This window comes from Pleurocapsa sp. PCC 7327 (assembly GCF_000317025.1).
Lineage (GTDB): Bacteria > Cyanobacteriota > Cyanobacteriia > Cyanobacteriales > Microcystaceae > Hydrococcus.
The window spans coordinates 1,574,033-1,591,882 of record NC_019689.1 but is presented as its reverse complement, the minus strand read 5'-3'; the positions used below and the strand labels follow the sequence as shown (position 1 = coordinate 1,591,882).

Below are 17,850 nucleotides of genomic sequence, written 5' to 3'. Positions count from 1 at the left end.
ACTAACAACTAGCAACAGAGGGATAAATTTCCATGAGACGGCGACAGTTCATCCGTTACGCTGGAGCAAGTTTACTGGCAGCAAGCGGTTCCGCTTGGGTTTCGGGGTGGGGGAGCGATCGCGCACAAGCTCAAAGCGGCGGTTCGCTTACGGTACAATACTTAGGACATACGTGTTTTTTATTTACCGGAGGCGGGAGGCGGATTTTAGTCAATCCCTTTCGCGCGATCGGCTGTACGGCTGGCTATCGCCCTCCCAAAGTCCAAGCCGATCTGGTTCTCGTCAGCAGCCTGCTTTGGGATGAAGGGGCGGCTGAAGGATTGCCGGGAAATCCTAAAGTACTCTACGAACCAGGCGTTTACGAGATTGGCGGCATCAGGTTTCAAGGAATTAGCATTGCTCACGATCGCGAGGGGGGACGGCGTTTTGGGAACAACATAGCTTGGCGTTGGAATCAAGGCGGTATTAGGATTCTACATTTGGGCGGTGCAGCGGCTCCCATTGAGATAGAACAGCGAATTCTCATGGGCAATCCCGATCTCGCTCTCATTCCCGTTGGTGGCGGTCCCAAGGCTTATAATCCCCAAGAAGCCAAGCAGGCAATGGAATCCCTCAACCCTAAAATTATGATTCCCACGCAATATCTGACGGCTGCTGCCGATAAAAACGCCTGTGATTTAGTTCCTGTAGATGAATTTTTAAAGCTAGTCGAGGGGATGAATATCAGCAAAATTAATAGTAACAAACTTACTCTCAATTCTGGGAATATTCCCAAACAGGGAACGGTCATTAGGGTTCTCAGTTTCTAGCGAGATCGATCGCTTGCGGGCATCCTGCCCGCACTACAATTTATCCCTCATGTTATCGATTTGAATTTTTGAACTTTTAATCCACAAAAAAACTAAGGCCGCAGCACTTAAAAAACTTAAAATCATGCCTGCAATAAACGCAGGAGTCCATTGATAGCCCAATTCTACTTCATGAGAACCTGGCTCTAATTTCAGTTCCATCGTTCCATCGTTAGCCATTGCAATTGGATGAGATTTTTGATTTAAATATAAATGCCAAGCAGGATAATAATAGGTTCGTATCCTAATAGTTGAAGGCTCTTTGGCTATTACCTCAAATCTTCGATAGTAACTATCCCACCGCTCGATTTGGATGTCTGCTTTACCGCTTTTTAGGGAAACTCGCGGTTGTCCGATGAGGGGTTCGGGAGGAGATGAATTACCCCCCTTTAGTAAAGGGCGATATTCTCTAACATCTCTCAATTTATCTGTATAGGGATCGTCAAGGGCTATTTTAATATACTCTAAATGGGCAATGCTTCCTTTCCCTGGATTTCGCAAAGTAATGAATTGACGGGAAAGTTTATAAGAATATCTAAAATTTAGTAAAAGAATTCCAATAATAATTAACGATAATAATAGCTTGAAAGGCGATCGAAGCTTAAGAATACCGCTAACTACAGCCCCACATAAAGCAGCTCCCACAAATGAAAAAAGCTGCAATAACCGCCAAGGAAATTGAACCGATTGTAGCATGCTACTAGATTGCCAAATCAGTGTAGACAGCGAACTCATCATAAAGGCGATCGCGATCGCAAAAGCAAGCCAACCCCAAGTTTCTCGAATAATTGCCTTATTTTTACGACAGAAGACTAAAGCAATAATGGTTAAAATCGCGATCGCCAATAACTGATGGATAAAAATATAAGAAATGTTCACCAATTGAGTAATTTTTAGAGGAAAGAGTGGAATGCCAGAGCCAAGTAAAGCAGCTCGATATCCTCCCAAGAATTCTTTCATATTTTCAGTGTTGACGAAGGACTTTTCAACAATTGCTGGCAGTAAGTATAAAGATGCCATTCCCAAACCAATGCCAGCAAATATAATTGTTGCTAATACAGCCTTCCAGGATCGATGAAGCAGAAAAATGAGCGTATAAGGCAGCCAAAAAATAAAGCAAAGCAATAAACTTGCCGTGTGAGTCAAAGCCATCATCGCCCAAGAAATCGCTAAACCAATTCCCCATTTTGATTTTGCTAGAGTCTTTTCGGTTAGCCACCAAATGAGAGGAATCCATGCCTGTGCAAACATCGAGGCAACTCCGCCTCTATAGTAAATATCTAAGGCTATATAAGGGACGGTCATGTATGCTAATGCACCAACAAAAGCAGCAAATATTCCCCAGCGATTTCGACCATAAATATAAAAATTCAAACCATATAAGAAAATTGCCAAAGAAAATAAAGCAATAATCGTATCTTCAGTATTTAAGCAGCTGAATTTCAGCAACGAACCGATGTAGTAGACTAGGGGCGCATAGAAGACAAATGTGGGACTGCCATACCCGTAGTTGGTGCCTGCTAGCCAGCGGGGATACCAAATCCCTTCTGCAAGTTGTTTAGAAAAATGTTGCAGCCAGGGAATATGCCATTTTAAATCTGCCATGCCATTGATGCCATCGCGAATCATCTTCCAGTTGACGATCGCGGTTGCTAAAGCTAAAAGGAGAATGATTCCTCCTTCAACTAAATAGCGTCGAACTGGCGAATGAGGAGGAAATCTAACTATCCTAGACAAGACTTTAAGCAAAATTTAGATAAAGTTAGTTTTGTACTAAATCCGATTGTATTCAATCTGACGAGATGAGGCTTCCCCATGGCTAAAATTCCAAAATACTTTTCTGTGGAGTTACTCTTATTAGTTGCGATCGCCATTGCCGTTCTCATCAGAATTATTAATCTAGGAAGCCGCGAATTCTGGTATGACGAAGTTTTATCCTTGCTTCTTTCTACAGGACAAAAAGGTTTATACAAACATCCCGACGATACGCCAGTCGTCCTAACTCAATACCTTGGGGCACTGAATCTGCCATCCGAAAAAGGACTCGGCGACATTTTAGCAACAGGAGAAAAACTGCTCAAGGGTTTAGTGAAAGAACCCCATCCACCTTTATTTTTTATCGGACAACATCTGTGGCTGCGATTATTTGGCAATTCAGAAACAGCCATGCGAAGTCTAGTCGCCATCTTTAGCATTGGGGCAATCGGTAGCGCCTATGGTTTGGGTCGCTGTCTGTTGGGATATCGCGGGGGGCTTCTCTTGGCGGCACTTTTGGGATTAAATCCTTATTATCTATTCCATTCCTTGAACGTGCGGATGTATGGTTCGCTCGTTTTTTGGGTAATTTTAACGACGTGGGCATTATTTGAATTAATTCACCTCAATAACCAAAATCGATCCCCGCAAACAGAATCAAAAATCTTGAAGTCCAAATGGTTCTGGAGTGTAATTCTAATCGGCGCGATCGCGGCTGGCTTAATGACTTTTTATTACTTTGCTTGCCTGTTAATCGTGCTAGCTGCCTTAATGCTGTTGTTAGACAGACGGCAATGGCGGCAATACGCATTATGTTTTGGAGGGGGTGTTATCATCAACGTTCCTTGGACTCTGTGGGGAACGCGACAGCAGTTACGCAATGCAGATTTAGAAAGATTTGAGACAGCTAGCGGCTGGCTAGAAACGACCCTGCAACACCTACAGGATTTTGCTAGAACTCTGGGAACTCACCTAATTTTAGGAGATTGGGTGAGTATTTTACCTCCTACCCTAGCCACGATCGCGGGGATAGGCGCGATCGCAATCTTGCTTGCCTGTAGCCTAGATCTTTGGCAGCGCCAGCAGCGTCAAATTTTAGGAATTGCTTTGATGCTAGGCATCGTTCCTCTGTTGTTAATGCTGGGGATGGACGTAGCGACGGGAAAGTTTACCCTTGGCTTTGGTTGGGGGCGATCGGTTATTTTTATTCTTCCCGGTTGTTTATTCTTATTGACAGTTTGGATCGAACGAGCAGCCGGAAAATGGCGAAAAATAGCCGCGATCGCATTGCTGCTATTGTATTTGAGTATTAGTGCCAGCGACTTTAGTATCAGAAATCGCTGGATGTTTCACCAAATAGCAGACATAATTGAACAGAACCAAAAAGCGACAACTTTAATTGTCATGAATTCTACTGCCTGGGGTCACGTGTTGCGCCTAGCCTATTACCTGCCACCTACTTCTTCAGTAATGCTGCTCGCTCGACCATCCGACGAACTTGCCCCAGTGCTTCAAAAAACCCTTGTCCCCGATCGCGATCGCTATCAACGGATTCTTTGGTTAGACAGCGCTAGACCCGTTTGGGGAGAATCGAGTACCACAGAAGAAAAAAACCAACTTCGACAAGTCTTAGATGGTCAATTTCAGCTCAAAAAAACTCAACAGCTTTTTGGAACTAGGGAGCTAGATCATTTTAATCTCAGTCTCTATGAACGAAATCCTCGCTAATAACCCCTATTTTGTCACGATTATTTTTAATTACTAATGAATGATTCTCTTTTACCTGTTCCCTCTGGAGCTTTACAAATCCCCGAAAGACCTTATCTTGTCGATAGCGCCGAACAGGAGCCTATTGAGTTTTCCCTTGTTCTTCCCACCTTTAAAGAAAGTCAAAATATTGCCAGCATCGTCCAAATTTTGACCCAACTCCTAGATGACTACCTTCCGGGACAGTACGAATTAATCGTCGTCGATGACGATAGTCCCGATCTAACCTGGAAAATCGCGCTAGAGTTGCTTCCCTACTATCCCCAACTGCGAGTCATGCGCCGACAAACCGAACGAGGACTTTCCACTGCAGTCGTGCGCGGTTGGCAAGTCGCAAGGGGAAAAATTCTTGGGGTAATCGATGCCGACTTGCAGCATCCGCCAGAGGTATTGTTGCAACTGCTGCAAGAAATGGGACACGGCGCAGATTTGGCAGTTGCCAGTCGCCACGTCGAGGGTGGCGGGGTGAGCGAATGGAGTGCCGTGCGGCGGTTTTTGTCTCGCGGCGCACAGATGCTGGGATTGGTTATCTTACCCGAAGTCATTGGTCGCCTGTCCGATCCTATGAGCGGCTACTTTATGGTGCGTCGCAGCGCCATTATTGGCAAACAATTGAGTCCGGTAGGTTATAAAATTCTTATTGAAGTTGCTGCTCGTGGAAAAATCCGCTGGATTGCCGAAGCGGGTTACGTGTTTCGGGAGCGCGTCGCTGGGGAAAGCAAGGTTACTTGGAAACAATATGTCGAGTATATTCAACACCTGCTGAGGTTGCGCTTTTCTTTGTGGCCCGTCGAGCGATTTTTCCGCTTTGGAGTTGTCGGATTTAGCGGCGTATTTGTGGATATGGGAGTGCTGTACTTGCTCAGCGATCCTAGTATGCTTGCGTTGCCTCTCACGCGCAGCAAAATTATTGCCTCAGAGTTGGCAATTATTAATAATTTTCTCTGGAATGATTTCTGGACGTTTGGCGATATTTCTCGCCGACAACCGGGCAAGCGTCAGCGATTAAAACGGTTAATTAAGTTTAATGTTATCTGTTTGGCTGGATTAATTCTTAATGTTTTACTATTAAATTTATTTTTTAATGTTTTTGGGATCGATCGCTACGTGGCAAATTTAATGGCGATCGCGATCGTTACGGTTTGGAATTTCTGGTTTAACCTCAAGCTGAGTTGGCGAGTAACCGATGTAGAAAAATAAACATAACACTGTAGAGACGGGTTTTTAAACCTGCTGCTACAAATTTTTGGAAAACTTATATCAAGTTGCCTCCAAAGAAAGATATTACCTGTCATTGGAGAGCAATAGCGAAGGATGCTGGTTGACTGACAAATCTTTGTTCCCTCATCCCTAAATCCCTTCTCCCACGAGAGGAGAAGGGACTTCAGTCCAAAGTCTTAACTTGAAAGCCCCTCTCCCGCTCTGGGAGAGGGGTTGGGGTGAGGGCGATTTGAGTTATTGCTGCCCCAGAATTATTCAACCATTCTTGGGCAAATTCCCCTCAGTAGAACTTAAAGAAAAAAAACAGGCAAGTTACGAGAAACAGGGAAATAAAAATCAGAAAATGACGGTTTTTTAGCAAAATATTCCTATAGATTTACAGAGCGGCTCTATCTCTATTGCTATTTGGGAACAAAACCACCGAAAACAGCCAATCCGAAATATTTCCAGGGCACCGACACTGATTCAAACCCTGCCGTTTTCAACATTTGCCAATGCTCTTCTAATGTCGCCAATTGGTCTTGACTAGAATAGCCGTAGGGATTGCTCTGACCCATCTTGGCGCGTACCTGTGCCAGCGTCGTTCCGCGATCGCTCGCCCATGCTTCCTTGACGCTCTGGTAGACTTCTGATAGTGTGGGGGACTCGATCGCCACGGGATCTGCATTCCAGAAACTCCCGCCCGGATTGAGACTGGCTCGAATCCGCTCGAAAAGTCTTAATTTCATTGGATTGGCGAGATGGTGAATGGCTAAAGAGGAAGCGCAGGCATCAAACTTACTCCCAATTCCTTGTGCCGTTTTGCCTGCCGCCCAAGCGCCAAAATCCATTACGATTCCACGCCAGCGCTTTCCATAGCCAGTCGCTTCGATTTTGCCACGAGCATATTCGAGCATGCGAGGAGAGTAATCGAGGGCAATTACGGTTGCCTGGGGACAGTTTTGCAGCAGCTTGACGCTCAATTCACCCGTTCCGCAGCCCAATTCTAGAACTCGCTCGGCACTAACGGGTATGCAGCGAGCGATCGTAGCTAACATTTCGTCATAATAAGGAATTAGTTGGCGGATACAGGTATCAAAATCGGTAGTATTAGCAAAAACTTCACCGGGAAAAATTTCGACTGGCACGCGATCGCTCACGATTCCTCCTGCTAAACTTATTCTCCACCAACGCCGATATTGGTATTATAAATCTCAGCATTCATCAAATTGAGTTGCTCCATCGAAGCTCCCTTCACGTCAACATCGTAAACCATAGCTTCTGTGAAGTTAACTCGGTTAAGATTCGCGTTCTCAAAGGTTGCATTAGTCACAAAAGCCTTAGTTAAATTAGCTCCTTGTAGATTAGCACCAGTTAAATCCGCACCTTCGAGATTAGCTTCAGTTAGGTTTGCCCCAGACAAGTTGGCTTCTCTCAAATCCGCACCAATAAGATGGGCAGCACTCAAATCAGCTTTGCTCAGATCGCAGCGGGGACACTCTCCGGTAGCTAGCAATTGTTCTACATGGGCTGGATTCTCTGCTTTTACCTGAGTTATCAACAATAGAGGTATTATTATAGCTAGAGTCGCTAAAATTATCCGTTGCATCGCCTCAGCTCCTCTTGCTCTCTATACTTCTAGCGTAGAGCGAATTGTCCCCTCCATACTTCGCCCAATCGAGTTATATTTCCTTAATTTCACGAATTTTAACTTCTCTCAATAGAGCTTGCCCCTAGATATTCTATCGCTGCTTCAGATTTAAAGCACCAACGCCTAGAACTTTAGTTCTAGGCTCAAAGCTCAACTCGATTAAAATAGACTACAATTCCTATCGGGTCTTCTTTACAGGTTGTCCCAAAAGGATAGAAGGTGCAAGGTGCTCGCCGTCTCACGGCAGAGCTTGCTTGCACTTTGTCATGTTGAGCTTAGCAGTAGCGAAGCGAAACATCTGAGCATACCAACTTTAAACAGAGATTCTTTGTTACGTTCCACTCCACTGGGAATGACAAAATGGACTTTCGATCGCTGTAGAATCCTACCGAGGAAGGACGATCTGGTCAGTTTGTCCCTTCTATCCTAAACGCAAGGGGAGGTGAGGCTATTGCCTCGATCTTTCTAAATTGTGACTTCTAGGTAGCTGATTTTCGCCCGTTGCTGTCATTTTCCCGTCATCATTGTCGCCGATATTAAAAGTACAGGGATACATTTCAAGGACGAAAACCATAGCTAGACATTGGTAGTTAGCTTATTTGTCATAAAACTGTGAATTTAGGTCGATCGCTTGGCTTAATAGCTTTAATTCTCTCGCTCTATATCCTTTGGGAAATGCGGCAATTGCTGCTGCTTTTTTTACAGCCGTGGTATTAGCAATTGCCATCAATCAGCTAGTGAAACAACTCCAGCGATGGGTCAAACGGCGCGCCGTAGCCATATTTTTGAGCCTTGCCATCTTATTCGTACTTTTGATTATTTTTTTATGGCTAATCGTGCCAGCTTTTGTCGAACAGATTCAACAACTGCTCGAATTGCTACCACAAGTTTTTGTACAAATTCAGGCAGGAATTCAGTGGTTACAAGCTCGCTTAGCCGAACAAGATTTTCGCAATCTCCCCGATCTCAGCACGATAATACAACAGCTTCAGCCCTATGTGACTCAATTATTGGCGCAAACTTTTGACTTTTTTTCGGCGTCGGTTAACGTTATTTTGCAGCTAGTCCTAGTTCTAGTTTTAAGCCTTATGTTACTAATAAATCCTCAGCCATACCGGAACTTATTTATCCGGTTATTTCCCTCGTTCTATCGCCAGCGAGCTAACGAAATTATTTCTCATTGCGAAGTCGCTTTAGGGAATTGGACGATTGGGATTTTAATGCAAATGGGTTTTGTTGCTTTGATGAGCGGGATTAGTTTGTGGATTTTACAAGTGCCGCTTGCCCTCGCTCACGCAATTTTAGCAGGATTGCTCGATTTGATCCCTAATATTGGTCCTACTTTGAGTGCCGTATTTCCCATCGCGATCGCGCTACTCGATTCTCCCTGGAAAGCCGTTGCTGTTTTAATTGTCTATATTGTCATTCAAAATCTTGAAAGTTATTGGTTAACGCCTGCAATTATGGCAAAACAAGTGTCGCTCTTACCTGCCATTACCCTAACTGCTCAAATCATCTTTGCTAGCTTTTTTGGAGTTTTGGGACTATTGATGGCACTACCGCTGACGGTAGTAGCTAAGATTTGGCTAGAGGAAGTATTGTTTAAAGATGTTCTGGATAAGTGGCGACACGCTCCTTCATAAAGGCTGGAACGTGCTAATTTCAAATTATTTTTTTGACAACTTTTAATCGAGAGGAAAAGTCATCGTGGTTCCCCTGCACGACAATAATCCGACTAGAATTACTCCCTATCTCACCTATACATTGATTGGCATCAATGTTTTTGTGTTTTTACACGAACTCAGTTTATCTCCCCAACAGTTAGAGCAGTTTTTCTATACCTACGGTGTTGTCCCTAGGGAATTAACAGCAAGCTTGAGTAGCGGCGATACAGATCGGATAATCTCGCAATCGCTAACGCTAGTGACCTCGCAGTTTCTGCACGGCGGTTTTTTGCACATTGCTGGCAATATGTTGTTTTTGTGGGTATTTGGCAATAATATTGAAGACCAGCTCGGTCGCATTAAATATCTTATTTTTTATCTGACGTGCGGCGTGTTAGCGGCTCTAACTCAATGGTTTTTCTCGATGCAATCGGGCGTTCCTGCCATCGGTGCTAGCGGCGCGATCGCAGGAGTCCTGGGAGCATATATTATCCGCTTTCCTAAAGCGCAAATCCTAACTCTAGTTCCGTTGGGCTTCTTTCTGACTACCATTAGAATTCCCGCCGTGTTCTTTCTCGGTTTTTGGTTCGTGCAGCAAGCTCTCTATGGCGTTGCCAGCCTGCAAGCACCTGCTAACATCGGCATGGAAGGTGGCGGAATTGCCTATTGGGCGCACGCGGGCGGTTTCGTTTTCGGGGCGATTCTCGGTCCGATATTGGGATTGTTTTCCTCTAGGAATAAGGAAAGATTCTTCTAAATGACACTTTAGCTCTCTTGTAACCTGTAAAGTAAAAGAAGAAATCGAAGGGCATTTCCGCAGCAATAGAATTGCGCGGATTCTCTAACCAATCATTAATCGGTTAGGTTACACTGAAGATGAGGATGCCACTTTACTCCAGAGGATCTAGCCCAGAAGTGTTGAAAGAAAGCTTAAGACAAGAAAAAAGGGGTCAGAAAATAGTATTCTAACCCCTATCAAATAAAAAATTCTGTCCGATGCTATCGTCGTTTCCCAATATTGTCAAATCGCTTGTCAAGCACTTGTCGCCGACTGACTACCCAGTTTTGGATCTAGCCATAAGACCAACTACTAGGATTTCTCCCAGATACTTTGCACGAATATTGGCACTACCTAATCCGTCTCTATGCCAAGAAAAACCACGGGAACAACGATAATTACGATTTTTGGGCTTATTTCTTTTTCGACAAGATAAGCATTCTTGACTGGTATATTCTTCAGAAATTAATTCTGTATGAATACCCACTTGGGCACATTTATATTTTAATTTTTGCCGAATAGAGCCAAAATTCCATTGGTGGAGTTTTTGATTAGCTTTCTTTCCGTAATCAAGATTTTGCCTAATAAGTAGATAGACATAAATAAGCCGAACTGTGCGAAGATTTATTAAGCGAGAGCAGTAACAGGAAAAATAGCTATGTCATCTCCGCCTTTAAGAATCTTTCTCAGCCGAGAACAAGACCGAACTCTCTGGGAGTTAAGAAAAGCGCCCCGCGTTCCGCAAAGAACTAAAGATAGAGCCGAAGCTATCAGGCTTTCAGGAATGGGATGGAAGGTCGAGAAGATAGCCATCTATTTGAAATGGTCTCCCTCAACTGTCCGCTCAACCCTGCACCGATGGCAAAACTTGGGATTGGCGAGATTGTGGGATGCTCCCCGACCTGAAAGAAGAAGAAAATGGCTGCCAGAACAGATCGAGACTCTCTGCGAAAAATTAGAGACCGAGCAACGAACCTACAGCAGCCGACAGTTATGTCAAGTTTTAGCGACATCTCAACAAGTCCATTTAGTGGCTTAATAGAATCTCGAAACAGAGCAAATGAATTAGAATTGGAGAGATTTTGCTTTAAGTCTGAGAAAAAGTAATCGATCTTGTCCTCCCTTAAGCCGCCAAGGCAGCGATCGCCCTTTCTTATTGGGCTGGGTTTTTTAGCGAGCGCTTACTAGTTACTGTCCTTTTTCGTTAACTTTACAAAAGTTAACACGGTTTTATTTTTGTTGGTTTATGTCCGACTACTTAGAACATCGCTGACTTTGTGCCCCGATTAAAGATAGATGGTTGTTAATGGGAGTATCAAACCAACAAACACCGACCTCCCGGACACAATTGTAAAAGTTCTACAGGAACGGGTTCGACTTTCCAAATCTTCTGAGCGTATTCTCGAATAGAGCGATCGCTGGAAAATTTTCCCATTCGCGCTACGTTGAGAATAGACATCCGCGTCCAATTCTCGCGATCGCGATAGGCTTGGTTGACTTTTTCTTGAGTGTCAATATAAGACTGATAATCAGCTAAGAGCATGTAATCATCTCGGTACAGCAGATTGTCTACCAACGGCTTGAATAGATCGACATTGCCGCGGGAGAAGAAACCCGAACTAATTAAATCGATGACAGCTTTTAGTTCGGCATTTTGGTTGTAGTACTCAAAAGGTCTGTATCCTCGCGCCTTTAATTCATAAACCTCTTCAGTTGTCAAGCCAAATAAGAAAAAGTTTTCAGCCCCCACTTCTTCTCGAATTTCAACATTAGCGCCGTCGAGGGTTCCAATTGTGAGTGCGCCATTGAGGGCAAATTTCATATTTCCCGTTCCAGAAGCTTCCTTGCCTGCCGTAGAAATTTGTTCGGATAGGTCGGCGGCGGGATAGATTCGTTGACCCAGAGTAACATTAAAGTCGGGGATGAAGACAACTTTCATGCGATCGCGCACGTCGGGATCGTTATTGACGATATTAGCGACGGAGACGATCAGCTTAATAATCAACTTTGCCATAAAGTAGCCCGGCGCTGCTTTTCCGCCAAAGATGAAAGTACGAGGCGTAATATCGAGCTCCCGATCGTGTTTGAGGCGATTATAAAAAGTTATAACGTGCAAAACGTTTAGATGTTGGCGTTTGTATTCGTGAATCCGTTTTACCTGAATATCGAATAACGATTTTGGATCGACGATAATATCTAGCTTTTTGCGAATATATGCAGCTAAATCGCCCTTCGTCTCCTGCTTGATTTGTCGCCACTGCTGGCGGAATGAAGCGTCGTCTACTAAAGTTTCTAAGTTTGTGAGATCGTCAAGATTTGTAATCCACCTGTCACCGATTTTTTCGGTAATCAGTCGAGTCAGTCTAGGATTGCTGAGAACCATCCAGCGGCGAGGAGTAACGCCATTGGTTACATTAGTGAACTTTTCGGGAAAAAATTCGTAAAAATCTTTCAGGACAGTTTTTTTGAGTAATTCGGTATGTAATTCGGCAACTCCATTAATGGCATGGGAACCAACGCAGGCAAGATTTGCCATGCGGACGTATCTTTCTCCACTTTCATCAATCAGAGACAGGCGCGATAACTTGCCCAGATCGCGTGGATATTTCATCCGCACGCGATCCAAAAAACGTTGATTGATTTCATAGATAATTTCTAAATGTCGGGGAAGTAGGCGACCAAATAGCTCTACCGACCATTTTTCCAACGCTTCGGGAAGCAGGGTATGATTGGTAAAAGCAAACGTATTTTGGGTTACGTGCCAAGCTTTATCCCAGTCCATGCGATGCTCGTCCACCAACAAGCGCATCAGTTCGGCAACGCCGATAGCGGGATGGGTATCGTTGAGTTGGACGGCAAACTGTTGGTGAAACGTCTCTAGACTTACCTCGGTAGACAACAGCAAACGAATCATATCTTGCAGGGCACAGGAAACGAAAAAGTATTGCTGTTGCAAGCGCAGTTCTTTGCCCTGAATGACTTCGTCATTGGGATAGAGGATTTTAGTCAAGTTTTCTGAGACAATTTTGGCATCAACGGCGCCGTAGTAGTCGCCGACGTTGAATGCCTGAAAGTCAAAAGATTCGATCGCTTCCGCTTTCCAGAGGCGCAGGGTATTTGCTGTATTAACTTGATATCCGAGAATGGGAGTATCGTAGGGAACTCCCTTAACCACTCGATCGGGAATCCAACGCACGCGATAGTTCCCTTTTTCGTCGTAATAGTGTTCGCTGCGACCGCCAAATTTGACTTCAACAAATTCTTCGGGACGGGCAATTTCCCAAGGATTGCCGTATTGCAACCATTTGTCAGTAATTTCAACTTGCCAGCCATCTCGAATTTCTTGGTCGAAAATCCCAAATTCGTAGCGAATTCCATAACCGATCGCTGGAATTTCTAAACTAGAGAGAGAGTCTAGGTAGCAAGCTGCGAGACGACCTAAACCGCCATTGCCCAAACCGGGTTCTTCTTCTTGTTCGATTAACTCTTGGAGATCGAGTCCCGATTCTTCTACTGCTTGCCGGATTTTAGCGTAAATCCCCAAGTTAATGAGATTGTTGACTAATTGGGGTCCGATGAGAAATTCTGCACTTAGATAACAAACGACTTTGACATTTTTCCTGTAAGTTTGGGTCGTGTTGAGCCAGCGTTGGAGGAGGCGATCGCGTACCGTATAAGCTAGCGCCATGTAGTAATCATTTTTGGTAGCAGTTCCGGGAAACTTCCCTTGTATATAGAAGAGATTATCCGCTAAGGCGCTTCTGAGGGTTGTGATGCTTAACCCCGTGCGATCATCTTCGACTCGGATTTGAGGGGTGAGGGAGTCTTCAAGCGGTGCATTCATCATTTTAGCCCGGATATCTGACCTGTCTGGAAGTAGTGTAAAACAGATAGTTTAAGATTTTCTTTAAGAAAAGGAATAATTAATAAACAATAAATTTAAGGTTTTTCTTGCCTAATGAGGCGACCTTATTTTTTTTTCAGAAGCGAGCGCTTCTGACTTAAGAGGGAAATAGTTTTTCTAATTCAAAAGTTATCTTAAACCTTGAGCCAGAAATCAACAACTGCTGTTGTCATTAATTTCCTGGCCGAGCAAAAAAGTCTTCTAAAATAGGAATTTCAGTCGATTTTCGATTTTCATCGAGCTGAGCTTTGAGCCTAGAACTTTAGTTCTAGGCGTTGATGCCAGTTTTTGAATCCAATTATCTATCTACAAGCAGGACAATCCCAATGTCTTTCCAGGAATTGTCCTTATTTATTCTAATTTTTTTATCCAGCTGAGACTTTGAGACTGCCGGGGTTAGCGCGATCGCCACTCATGATAACTCCTCGCCGATTGGCTTCTAGATGACGCACGATTTTATAGATGGCTTCTATCTCATTAGGAGAACCTGCTTTTTGGGCGAGAGTTGCCAAGTCTAGCGGTTCGCTTGCCGACTGCAAAGTTTGCATGATTTGTTTTTGCAACTCCAAAATCGACGCTGCCATTTTCTTGCCTGCTTCTACTCCCGGTTGGTGATAAGCATTGATATTGACCAAGGAAGCATACAATCCCACGGCGCGTTCGTAGAGGGCGATCGCAGCGCCGACAGTGCGAGGGTTGACTTCAGGAATGGTAATCGTAATCGAATCGCGGTGATTTTCGTAAAGTGCCGCCCTCGTTCCCTGGATGAATGCGGATAAATAGTCTCCAGAGGTAATGCCTGGATCTAACTCAATGGAGTTGCCCTGACGATCTTTGAGAACTTCGATAAAGGTAACAAAGAAATTGGGAACGCCTTCTCGCAATTGTTGCACGTAAGCGTGTTGGTCGGTCGAACCTTTGTTCCCGTAGACGGCAATTCCTTGATAGACGGTGTTGCCATCGAGATCCTTTTCCTTGCCCAAGGACTCCATAACTAACTGTTGCAAGTAACGGCTGAACAGCGACAGGCTATCCTTGTAAGGAAGCACGACCATATCCTTTTCTCCCTTGCCATTGCCCGCATAGTACCAGGACAAAGCAAGCAGGGCAGCGGGATTGGTTTTGAGATCGGGGACTCTGGTGGCGGCATCCATTGCTTTCGCGCCAGCAAGCATGGCACGGATATCGATCCCTTGCAAGGCAGCGGGCAGCAATCCGACGGCAGAGAGTTCTGAAGTGCGCCCCCCTACCCAGTCGAACATGGGAAAGGTGGCTAACCAGCCTTCGGATTTGGCAACTTTGTCCATATTGCTTCCCGGCATGGTGATGGCAACGGCGTGTTGGGCGAAGTTTAGCCCCTGTTTCTCGAAAGCCGCTTTTGCTTCTAGCATCCCGTTACGGGTTTCGGGAGTGCCGCCTGATTTGGTGATGACGATGACTAGGGTGCTGTTGAGACGATCTTTAAGGCGGGTTAAAACGCGATCGAATCCGGCGGGATCGCTGTTGTCAAAAAAATGAATCGCCATGGGGGGAAAATCTGGCGCGAGTGCCTCTGCTACAAACTGAGGACCCAACGCCGAACCGCCAATGCCGATGGAGAGGATATCGGTAAATTTGAATGCCTGTGGCGGTTTAATCGCGCCCACATGAACTTTTTGAACAAAAGCTTGAATAGCTTCTACGGTTTGGATGATTTCTTGTTTTATCTCTTCGGTAGGGGCTAAATCGGGATCGCGCAGCCAGTAGTGCCCGACCATGCGGTTTTCATCGGGGTTCGCGATCGCGCCTTTCTCTAAAGCATCCATGTCTTGGAAGGCTTTGGCAAATTTAGGCTTCAAAGTTTCTATCAGCCCCTCATCAAACCGCATCCGGCTGATATCGAGGTATAATCCCAAACTTTCGTGATAGTACAGCCAATCTTGGTATCGTTGCCAGAGTTGTTGAGGAGTCATGAGTCTCGATTTTCGATTATCCGTTGATCAATTATCGGTCATCGTCTATTCAGTTCTCTATATTCACTCATTTTTTAAAGGTTAAGTAACGATCGTAGGTAAGACACTCGATCTTTTTTTGTCATGGGTAACATTCAAGTAAGTGCGCGAATTCCTCCCAATCTTTATGAAAAGCTGGTTATTGAGGCACAAACGCTGAAAATATCGAAGTCTGAACTTCTCATTACCGCTCTCGCTCAATATTTCAATAATACCCAAGATATTCCCCTCAATTTGAAATTAGCGCAACTAGAGAAAAGAGTAGCCGCTCTAGAAGCACAATCGAGGGAAGCGCGATCGATCGCTTCGCCGAGAGAAACTACGGGATCTACTGCAAGCGTAGCGCTACCTCCTTTGCAAACATTCCAGTTCGAGCTAGTCAACGTCGATATCAAAGGAGAAATCTGTCGGCGCACGCCAGCAACGGCTCAATACTTCAGCGAAAACTTGGGTAATGGGATCTCTTTAGCTATGCTTTCGATTCGGGGGGGAACTTTTCTCATGGGCAGTCGCGAAACCGAAAAAGGCAGTCGGGAATGGGAAAAACCTCAGCATCAAGTTATTCTCTGTGATTATTTTATGAGCCAGTTTCCCATTACTCAAGCCCAGTGGAGAGCGGTAGCTAACCTGCCCAAAGTCCGATGCTCTCTCAACCCAGATCCCTCTTATTTCAAAGGAGACGATCGCCCGGTAGAAAGAGTTTCTTGGTATGACGCGGTTGAATTTTGCAATCGCTTATCGAGTCTAACGGGTCGTTCCTATCGGCTTCCCAGCGAAGCGGAATGGGAATATGCTTGTCGGGGAGGGACGACAACGCCTTTTTATTTCGGCGAGACGATCGCGGGAGAGTTAGCCAATTATATGTCTCGGAGAATTTATCGACAAGAATCCCCACAACTCGATCGCCAAGAAACAACTCCAGTTGGCAGTTTTCCTCCTAATGCCTTTGGTTTGTACGATATGCATGGAAATGTTTGGGAATGGTGTAGCGATCGCTGGCACGATAATTATGAAGGCGCACCTGTTGATGGCAGCGCTTGGCTATCCGAGTCTGAGGATGCTTATCGCTTGCTGCGCGGCGGTTCGTGGGACTTCTATCCAGAATACTGTCGCTCGGCATCTCGCTTTAGTTGTCCCCCAACCGCAGCATCGATTCATCAAATCGGCGTGCGGGTAGTTTGTATTTAGACAGCAGAGAATAGACGATCGCGCTTTCATATTTGAGATCGAACTAGCCGCGATCGCAAAACATGGGAACCATTGCGCTTTATTAACGTGAGTTCGACGGAAAAATCTAGGCAAAAGAAAAGCTGAGATGTAAACTCAAAATGCTTACTCTATAGACATCTCAGCTATGACAGATATTGTATCTCGTCTCGATATTACTCAAATATTTTGTGAGGTAGACGACTTCTATCAAACTTTTGAACGACATTGGCTTTCAATCCCTCTATTGACGGCTCAGAGTGGGGAACGATTGTGTCGCTCTCGTTTAAGCTTGAGTGAAGTAATGACGATTGTGATTGCTTTTCATGGCTCTGGCTATCGTACCTTCAAAGAATTTTACCTACGACAAGTTCTACCGGGCTGGCGCAAAGCTTTTCCTCATCTGGTCAGTTATACTCGTTTTGTGGAATTGATGCCTTGGTCGTTGATGCTGTTGTGCTACTTTGTACAGACCCGTCGAGGAGAAGTAACTGGCATTTCATTCATTGATTCGACCCCAATCGAGGTATGTCATCCTTGCCGTTCCAAGAGCCATCGTGTGTTTGAAGGTTTGGTGGGCTGGGGCAAAAACTCTGTCGGTTGGCACTATGGGTTTAAGCTGCACCTAATTATTAACCAACGAGGCGAGTTGCTGGCTTTTAAGTTAACCCCAGGTAATACTGACGACCGTAAGCCTGTACCTGACTTAACTCAAGATCTGATTGGTAAGTTATTTGGCGATCGCGGTTATATTTCTCAAGAGCTATTTGAGCAACTTTACCAGCGAGGACTCGAACTGATTACACGACGCAAGAAAAAGATGAAACAGCAGTTAGTGCGGTTAATCGACAAAATTTTGTTGCGTAAACGAGCCTTGATTGAAACCGTCAATGACCAACTCAAGAACATTTCTCAAATCGAGCATTCGAGACACCGAAGTGTTTGGAATTTTCTAGTCAATCTCTTAGCTGGATTGATAGCTTACACTTACCTACCCAAAAAACCTTCTCTCGATTTAGAACCCTCAGGCTTACCAGCCCTTCCTCCTGCCGTCTTTTAACCTTATCGAACTCACGTTTTATTATT

General features: G+C 44.8%; 14 protein-coding genes. 8 read left to right on the top strand and 6 right to left on the bottom strand.

Features of this window, described 5'->3' with window-relative positions:
• The first annotated feature begins 32 nt into the window (after nucleotides 1-32).
• Nucleotides 33-809 carry an MBL fold metallo-hydrolase gene (locus PLE7327_RS07115; RefSeq protein ID WP_015143177.1) on the top strand — a complete coding sequence of 259 codons (777 nt, stop codon included), beginning with the start codon at nucleotides 33-35 and terminating at the stop codon, nucleotides 807-809.
• Nucleotides 810-842: 33 nt separating this feature from the next.
• On the opposite strand, the gene PLE7327_RS07110 is transcribed toward PLE7327_RS07115, so the two are convergent.
• Nucleotides 843-2,585 carry a 6-pyruvoyl-tetrahydropterin synthase-related protein gene (locus PLE7327_RS07110; RefSeq protein ID WP_144266093.1) on the bottom strand — a complete coding sequence of 581 codons (1,743 nt, stop codon included), beginning with the start codon at nucleotides 2,583-2,585 and terminating at the stop codon, nucleotides 843-845.
• A 78-nt stretch (nucleotides 2,586-2,663) separates the two neighbouring features.
• Here PLE7327_RS07110 and PLE7327_RS07105 point away from each other — a divergent pair, with 78 nt between their 5' ends.
• Both PLE7327_RS07105 and PLE7327_RS07100 read left to right on the top strand, forming a co-directional pair.
• Nucleotides 2,664-4,331, top strand: a complete 1,668-nt coding sequence (locus tag PLE7327_RS07105; protein WP_015143175.1) for a glycosyltransferase family 39 protein — start codon at nucleotides 2,664-2,666, stop codon at nucleotides 4,329-4,331.
• A gap of 36 nt (nucleotides 4,332-4,367) precedes the next feature.
• Complete coding sequence (locus tag PLE7327_RS07100) at nucleotides 4,368-5,570, top strand: glycosyltransferase (RefSeq protein ID WP_015143174.1); 1,203 nt, start codon at nucleotides 4,368-4,370, stop codon at nucleotides 5,568-5,570.
• A 422-nt stretch (nucleotides 5,571-5,992) separates the two neighbouring features.
• Here the strand turns inward: PLE7327_RS07100 and PLE7327_RS07095 are convergent, their stop codons facing one another.
• Together PLE7327_RS07095 and PLE7327_RS07090 are read right to left on the bottom strand one after the other, a co-directional pair.
• Nucleotides 5,993-6,730, bottom strand: coding sequence for a trans-aconitate 2-methyltransferase (locus PLE7327_RS07095; protein WP_015143173.1), 738 nt, complete (start codon nucleotides 6,728-6,730; stop codon nucleotides 5,993-5,995).
• 17 nt (nucleotides 6,731-6,747) lie between these two features.
• A complete protein-coding gene (locus tag PLE7327_RS07090; protein WP_015143172.1) occupies nucleotides 6,748-7,179 on the bottom strand; it encodes a pentapeptide repeat-containing protein in 432 nt (143 codons plus the stop codon).
• A 710-nt stretch (nucleotides 7,180-7,889) separates the two neighbouring features.
• Between PLE7327_RS07090 and PLE7327_RS07085 the strand changes: the two genes are divergently transcribed.
• Together PLE7327_RS07085 and PLE7327_RS07080 are read left to right on the top strand one after the other, a co-directional pair.
• The gene (locus PLE7327_RS07085) at nucleotides 7,890-8,864 is read left to right on the top strand and encodes an AI-2E family transporter (RefSeq protein ID WP_015143171.1); all 975 of its coding nucleotides are present in this window, start codon (nucleotides 7,890-7,892) and stop codon (nucleotides 8,862-8,864) included.
• A gap of 64 nt (nucleotides 8,865-8,928) precedes the next feature.
• Complete coding sequence (locus PLE7327_RS07080; protein WP_015143170.1) at nucleotides 8,929-9,642, top strand: rhomboid family intramembrane serine protease; 714 nt, start codon at nucleotides 8,929-8,931, stop codon at nucleotides 9,640-9,642.
• A 298-nt stretch (nucleotides 9,643-9,940) separates the two neighbouring features.
• Here the strand turns inward: PLE7327_RS07080 and PLE7327_RS23910 are convergent, their stop codons facing one another.
• Nucleotides 9,941-10,249: a transposase gene (locus tag PLE7327_RS23910; protein WP_254658169.1), complete on the bottom strand. Its 309-nt coding sequence runs from the start codon at nucleotides 10,247-10,249 to the stop codon at nucleotides 9,941-9,943.
• A gap of 72 nt (nucleotides 10,250-10,321) precedes the next feature.
• On the opposite strand from PLE7327_RS23910, the gene PLE7327_RS07075 reads away from it, so the two are divergent.
• Entirely contained in the window at nucleotides 10,322-10,702 is a 381-nt protein-coding gene (locus tag PLE7327_RS07075) for a helix-turn-helix domain-containing protein (RefSeq protein WP_015143169.1), read from the top strand.
• 276 nt (nucleotides 10,703-10,978) lie between these two features.
• Here PLE7327_RS07075 and PLE7327_RS07070 read toward each other — a convergent pair whose 3' ends face one another.
• Complete coding sequence (locus PLE7327_RS07070) at nucleotides 10,979-13,507, bottom strand: glycogen/starch/alpha-glucan phosphorylase (protein ID WP_041391926.1); 2,529 nt, start codon at nucleotides 13,505-13,507, stop codon at nucleotides 10,979-10,981.
• A 425-nt stretch (nucleotides 13,508-13,932) separates the two neighbouring features.
• The gene (locus tag PLE7327_RS07065; protein ID WP_015143167.1) at nucleotides 13,933-15,519 is read right to left on the bottom strand and encodes a glucose-6-phosphate isomerase; all 1,587 of its coding nucleotides are present in this window, start codon (nucleotides 15,517-15,519) and stop codon (nucleotides 13,933-13,935) included.
• A 123-nt stretch (nucleotides 15,520-15,642) separates the two neighbouring features.
• Between PLE7327_RS07065 and PLE7327_RS25690 the strand changes: the two genes are divergently transcribed.
• Nucleotides 15,643-16,746 carry a formylglycine-generating enzyme family protein gene (locus PLE7327_RS25690; RefSeq protein WP_015143166.1) on the top strand — a complete coding sequence of 368 codons (1,104 nt, stop codon included), beginning with the start codon at nucleotides 15,643-15,645 and terminating at the stop codon, nucleotides 16,744-16,746.
• Between the two features lie 166 nt (nucleotides 16,747-16,912).
• On the top strand, nucleotides 16,913-17,824 hold the full coding sequence (locus PLE7327_RS07055; protein WP_015143165.1) for an IS982 family transposase: 912 nt from the start codon (nucleotides 16,913-16,915) through the stop codon (nucleotides 17,822-17,824).
• Nucleotides 17,825-17,850: the final 26 nt, after the last annotated feature.

Bases quoted from the DNA above. Each gene is read 5' to 3' on its own strand.
- PLE7327_RS07115 (WP_015143177.1), top strand. From the start codon at position 33: ATGAGACGGCGACAGTTCATCCGTTACGCTGGAGCAAGTTTACTGGCA.
- PLE7327_RS07105 (WP_015143175.1), top strand. From the start codon at position 2,664: ATGGCTAAAATTCCAAAATACTTTTCTGTGGAGTTACTCTTATTAGTT.
- PLE7327_RS07100 (WP_015143174.1), top strand. From the start codon at position 4,368: ATGAATGATTCTCTTTTACCTGTTCCCTCTGGAGCTTTACAAATCCCC.
- PLE7327_RS07090 (WP_015143172.1), bottom strand. From the start codon at position 7,179: ATGCAACGGATAATTTTAGCGACTCTAGCTATAATAATACCTCTATTG.
- PLE7327_RS07075 (WP_015143169.1), top strand. From the start codon at position 10,322: ATGTCATCTCCGCCTTTAAGAATCTTTCTCAGCCGAGAACAAGACCGA.
- PLE7327_RS07070 (WP_041391926.1), bottom strand. From the start codon at position 13,507: ATGAATGCACCGCTTGAAGACTCCCTCACCCCTCAAATCCGAGTCGAA.
- PLE7327_RS07065 (WP_015143167.1), bottom strand. From the start codon at position 15,519: ATGACTCCTCAACAACTCTGGCAACGATACCAAGATTGGCTGTACTAT.
- PLE7327_RS25690 (WP_015143166.1), top strand. From the start codon at position 15,643: ATGGGTAACATTCAAGTAAGTGCGCGAATTCCTCCCAATCTTTATGAA.
- PLE7327_RS07055 (WP_015143165.1), top strand. From the start codon at position 16,913: ATGACAGATATTGTATCTCGTCTCGATATTACTCAAATATTTTGTGAG.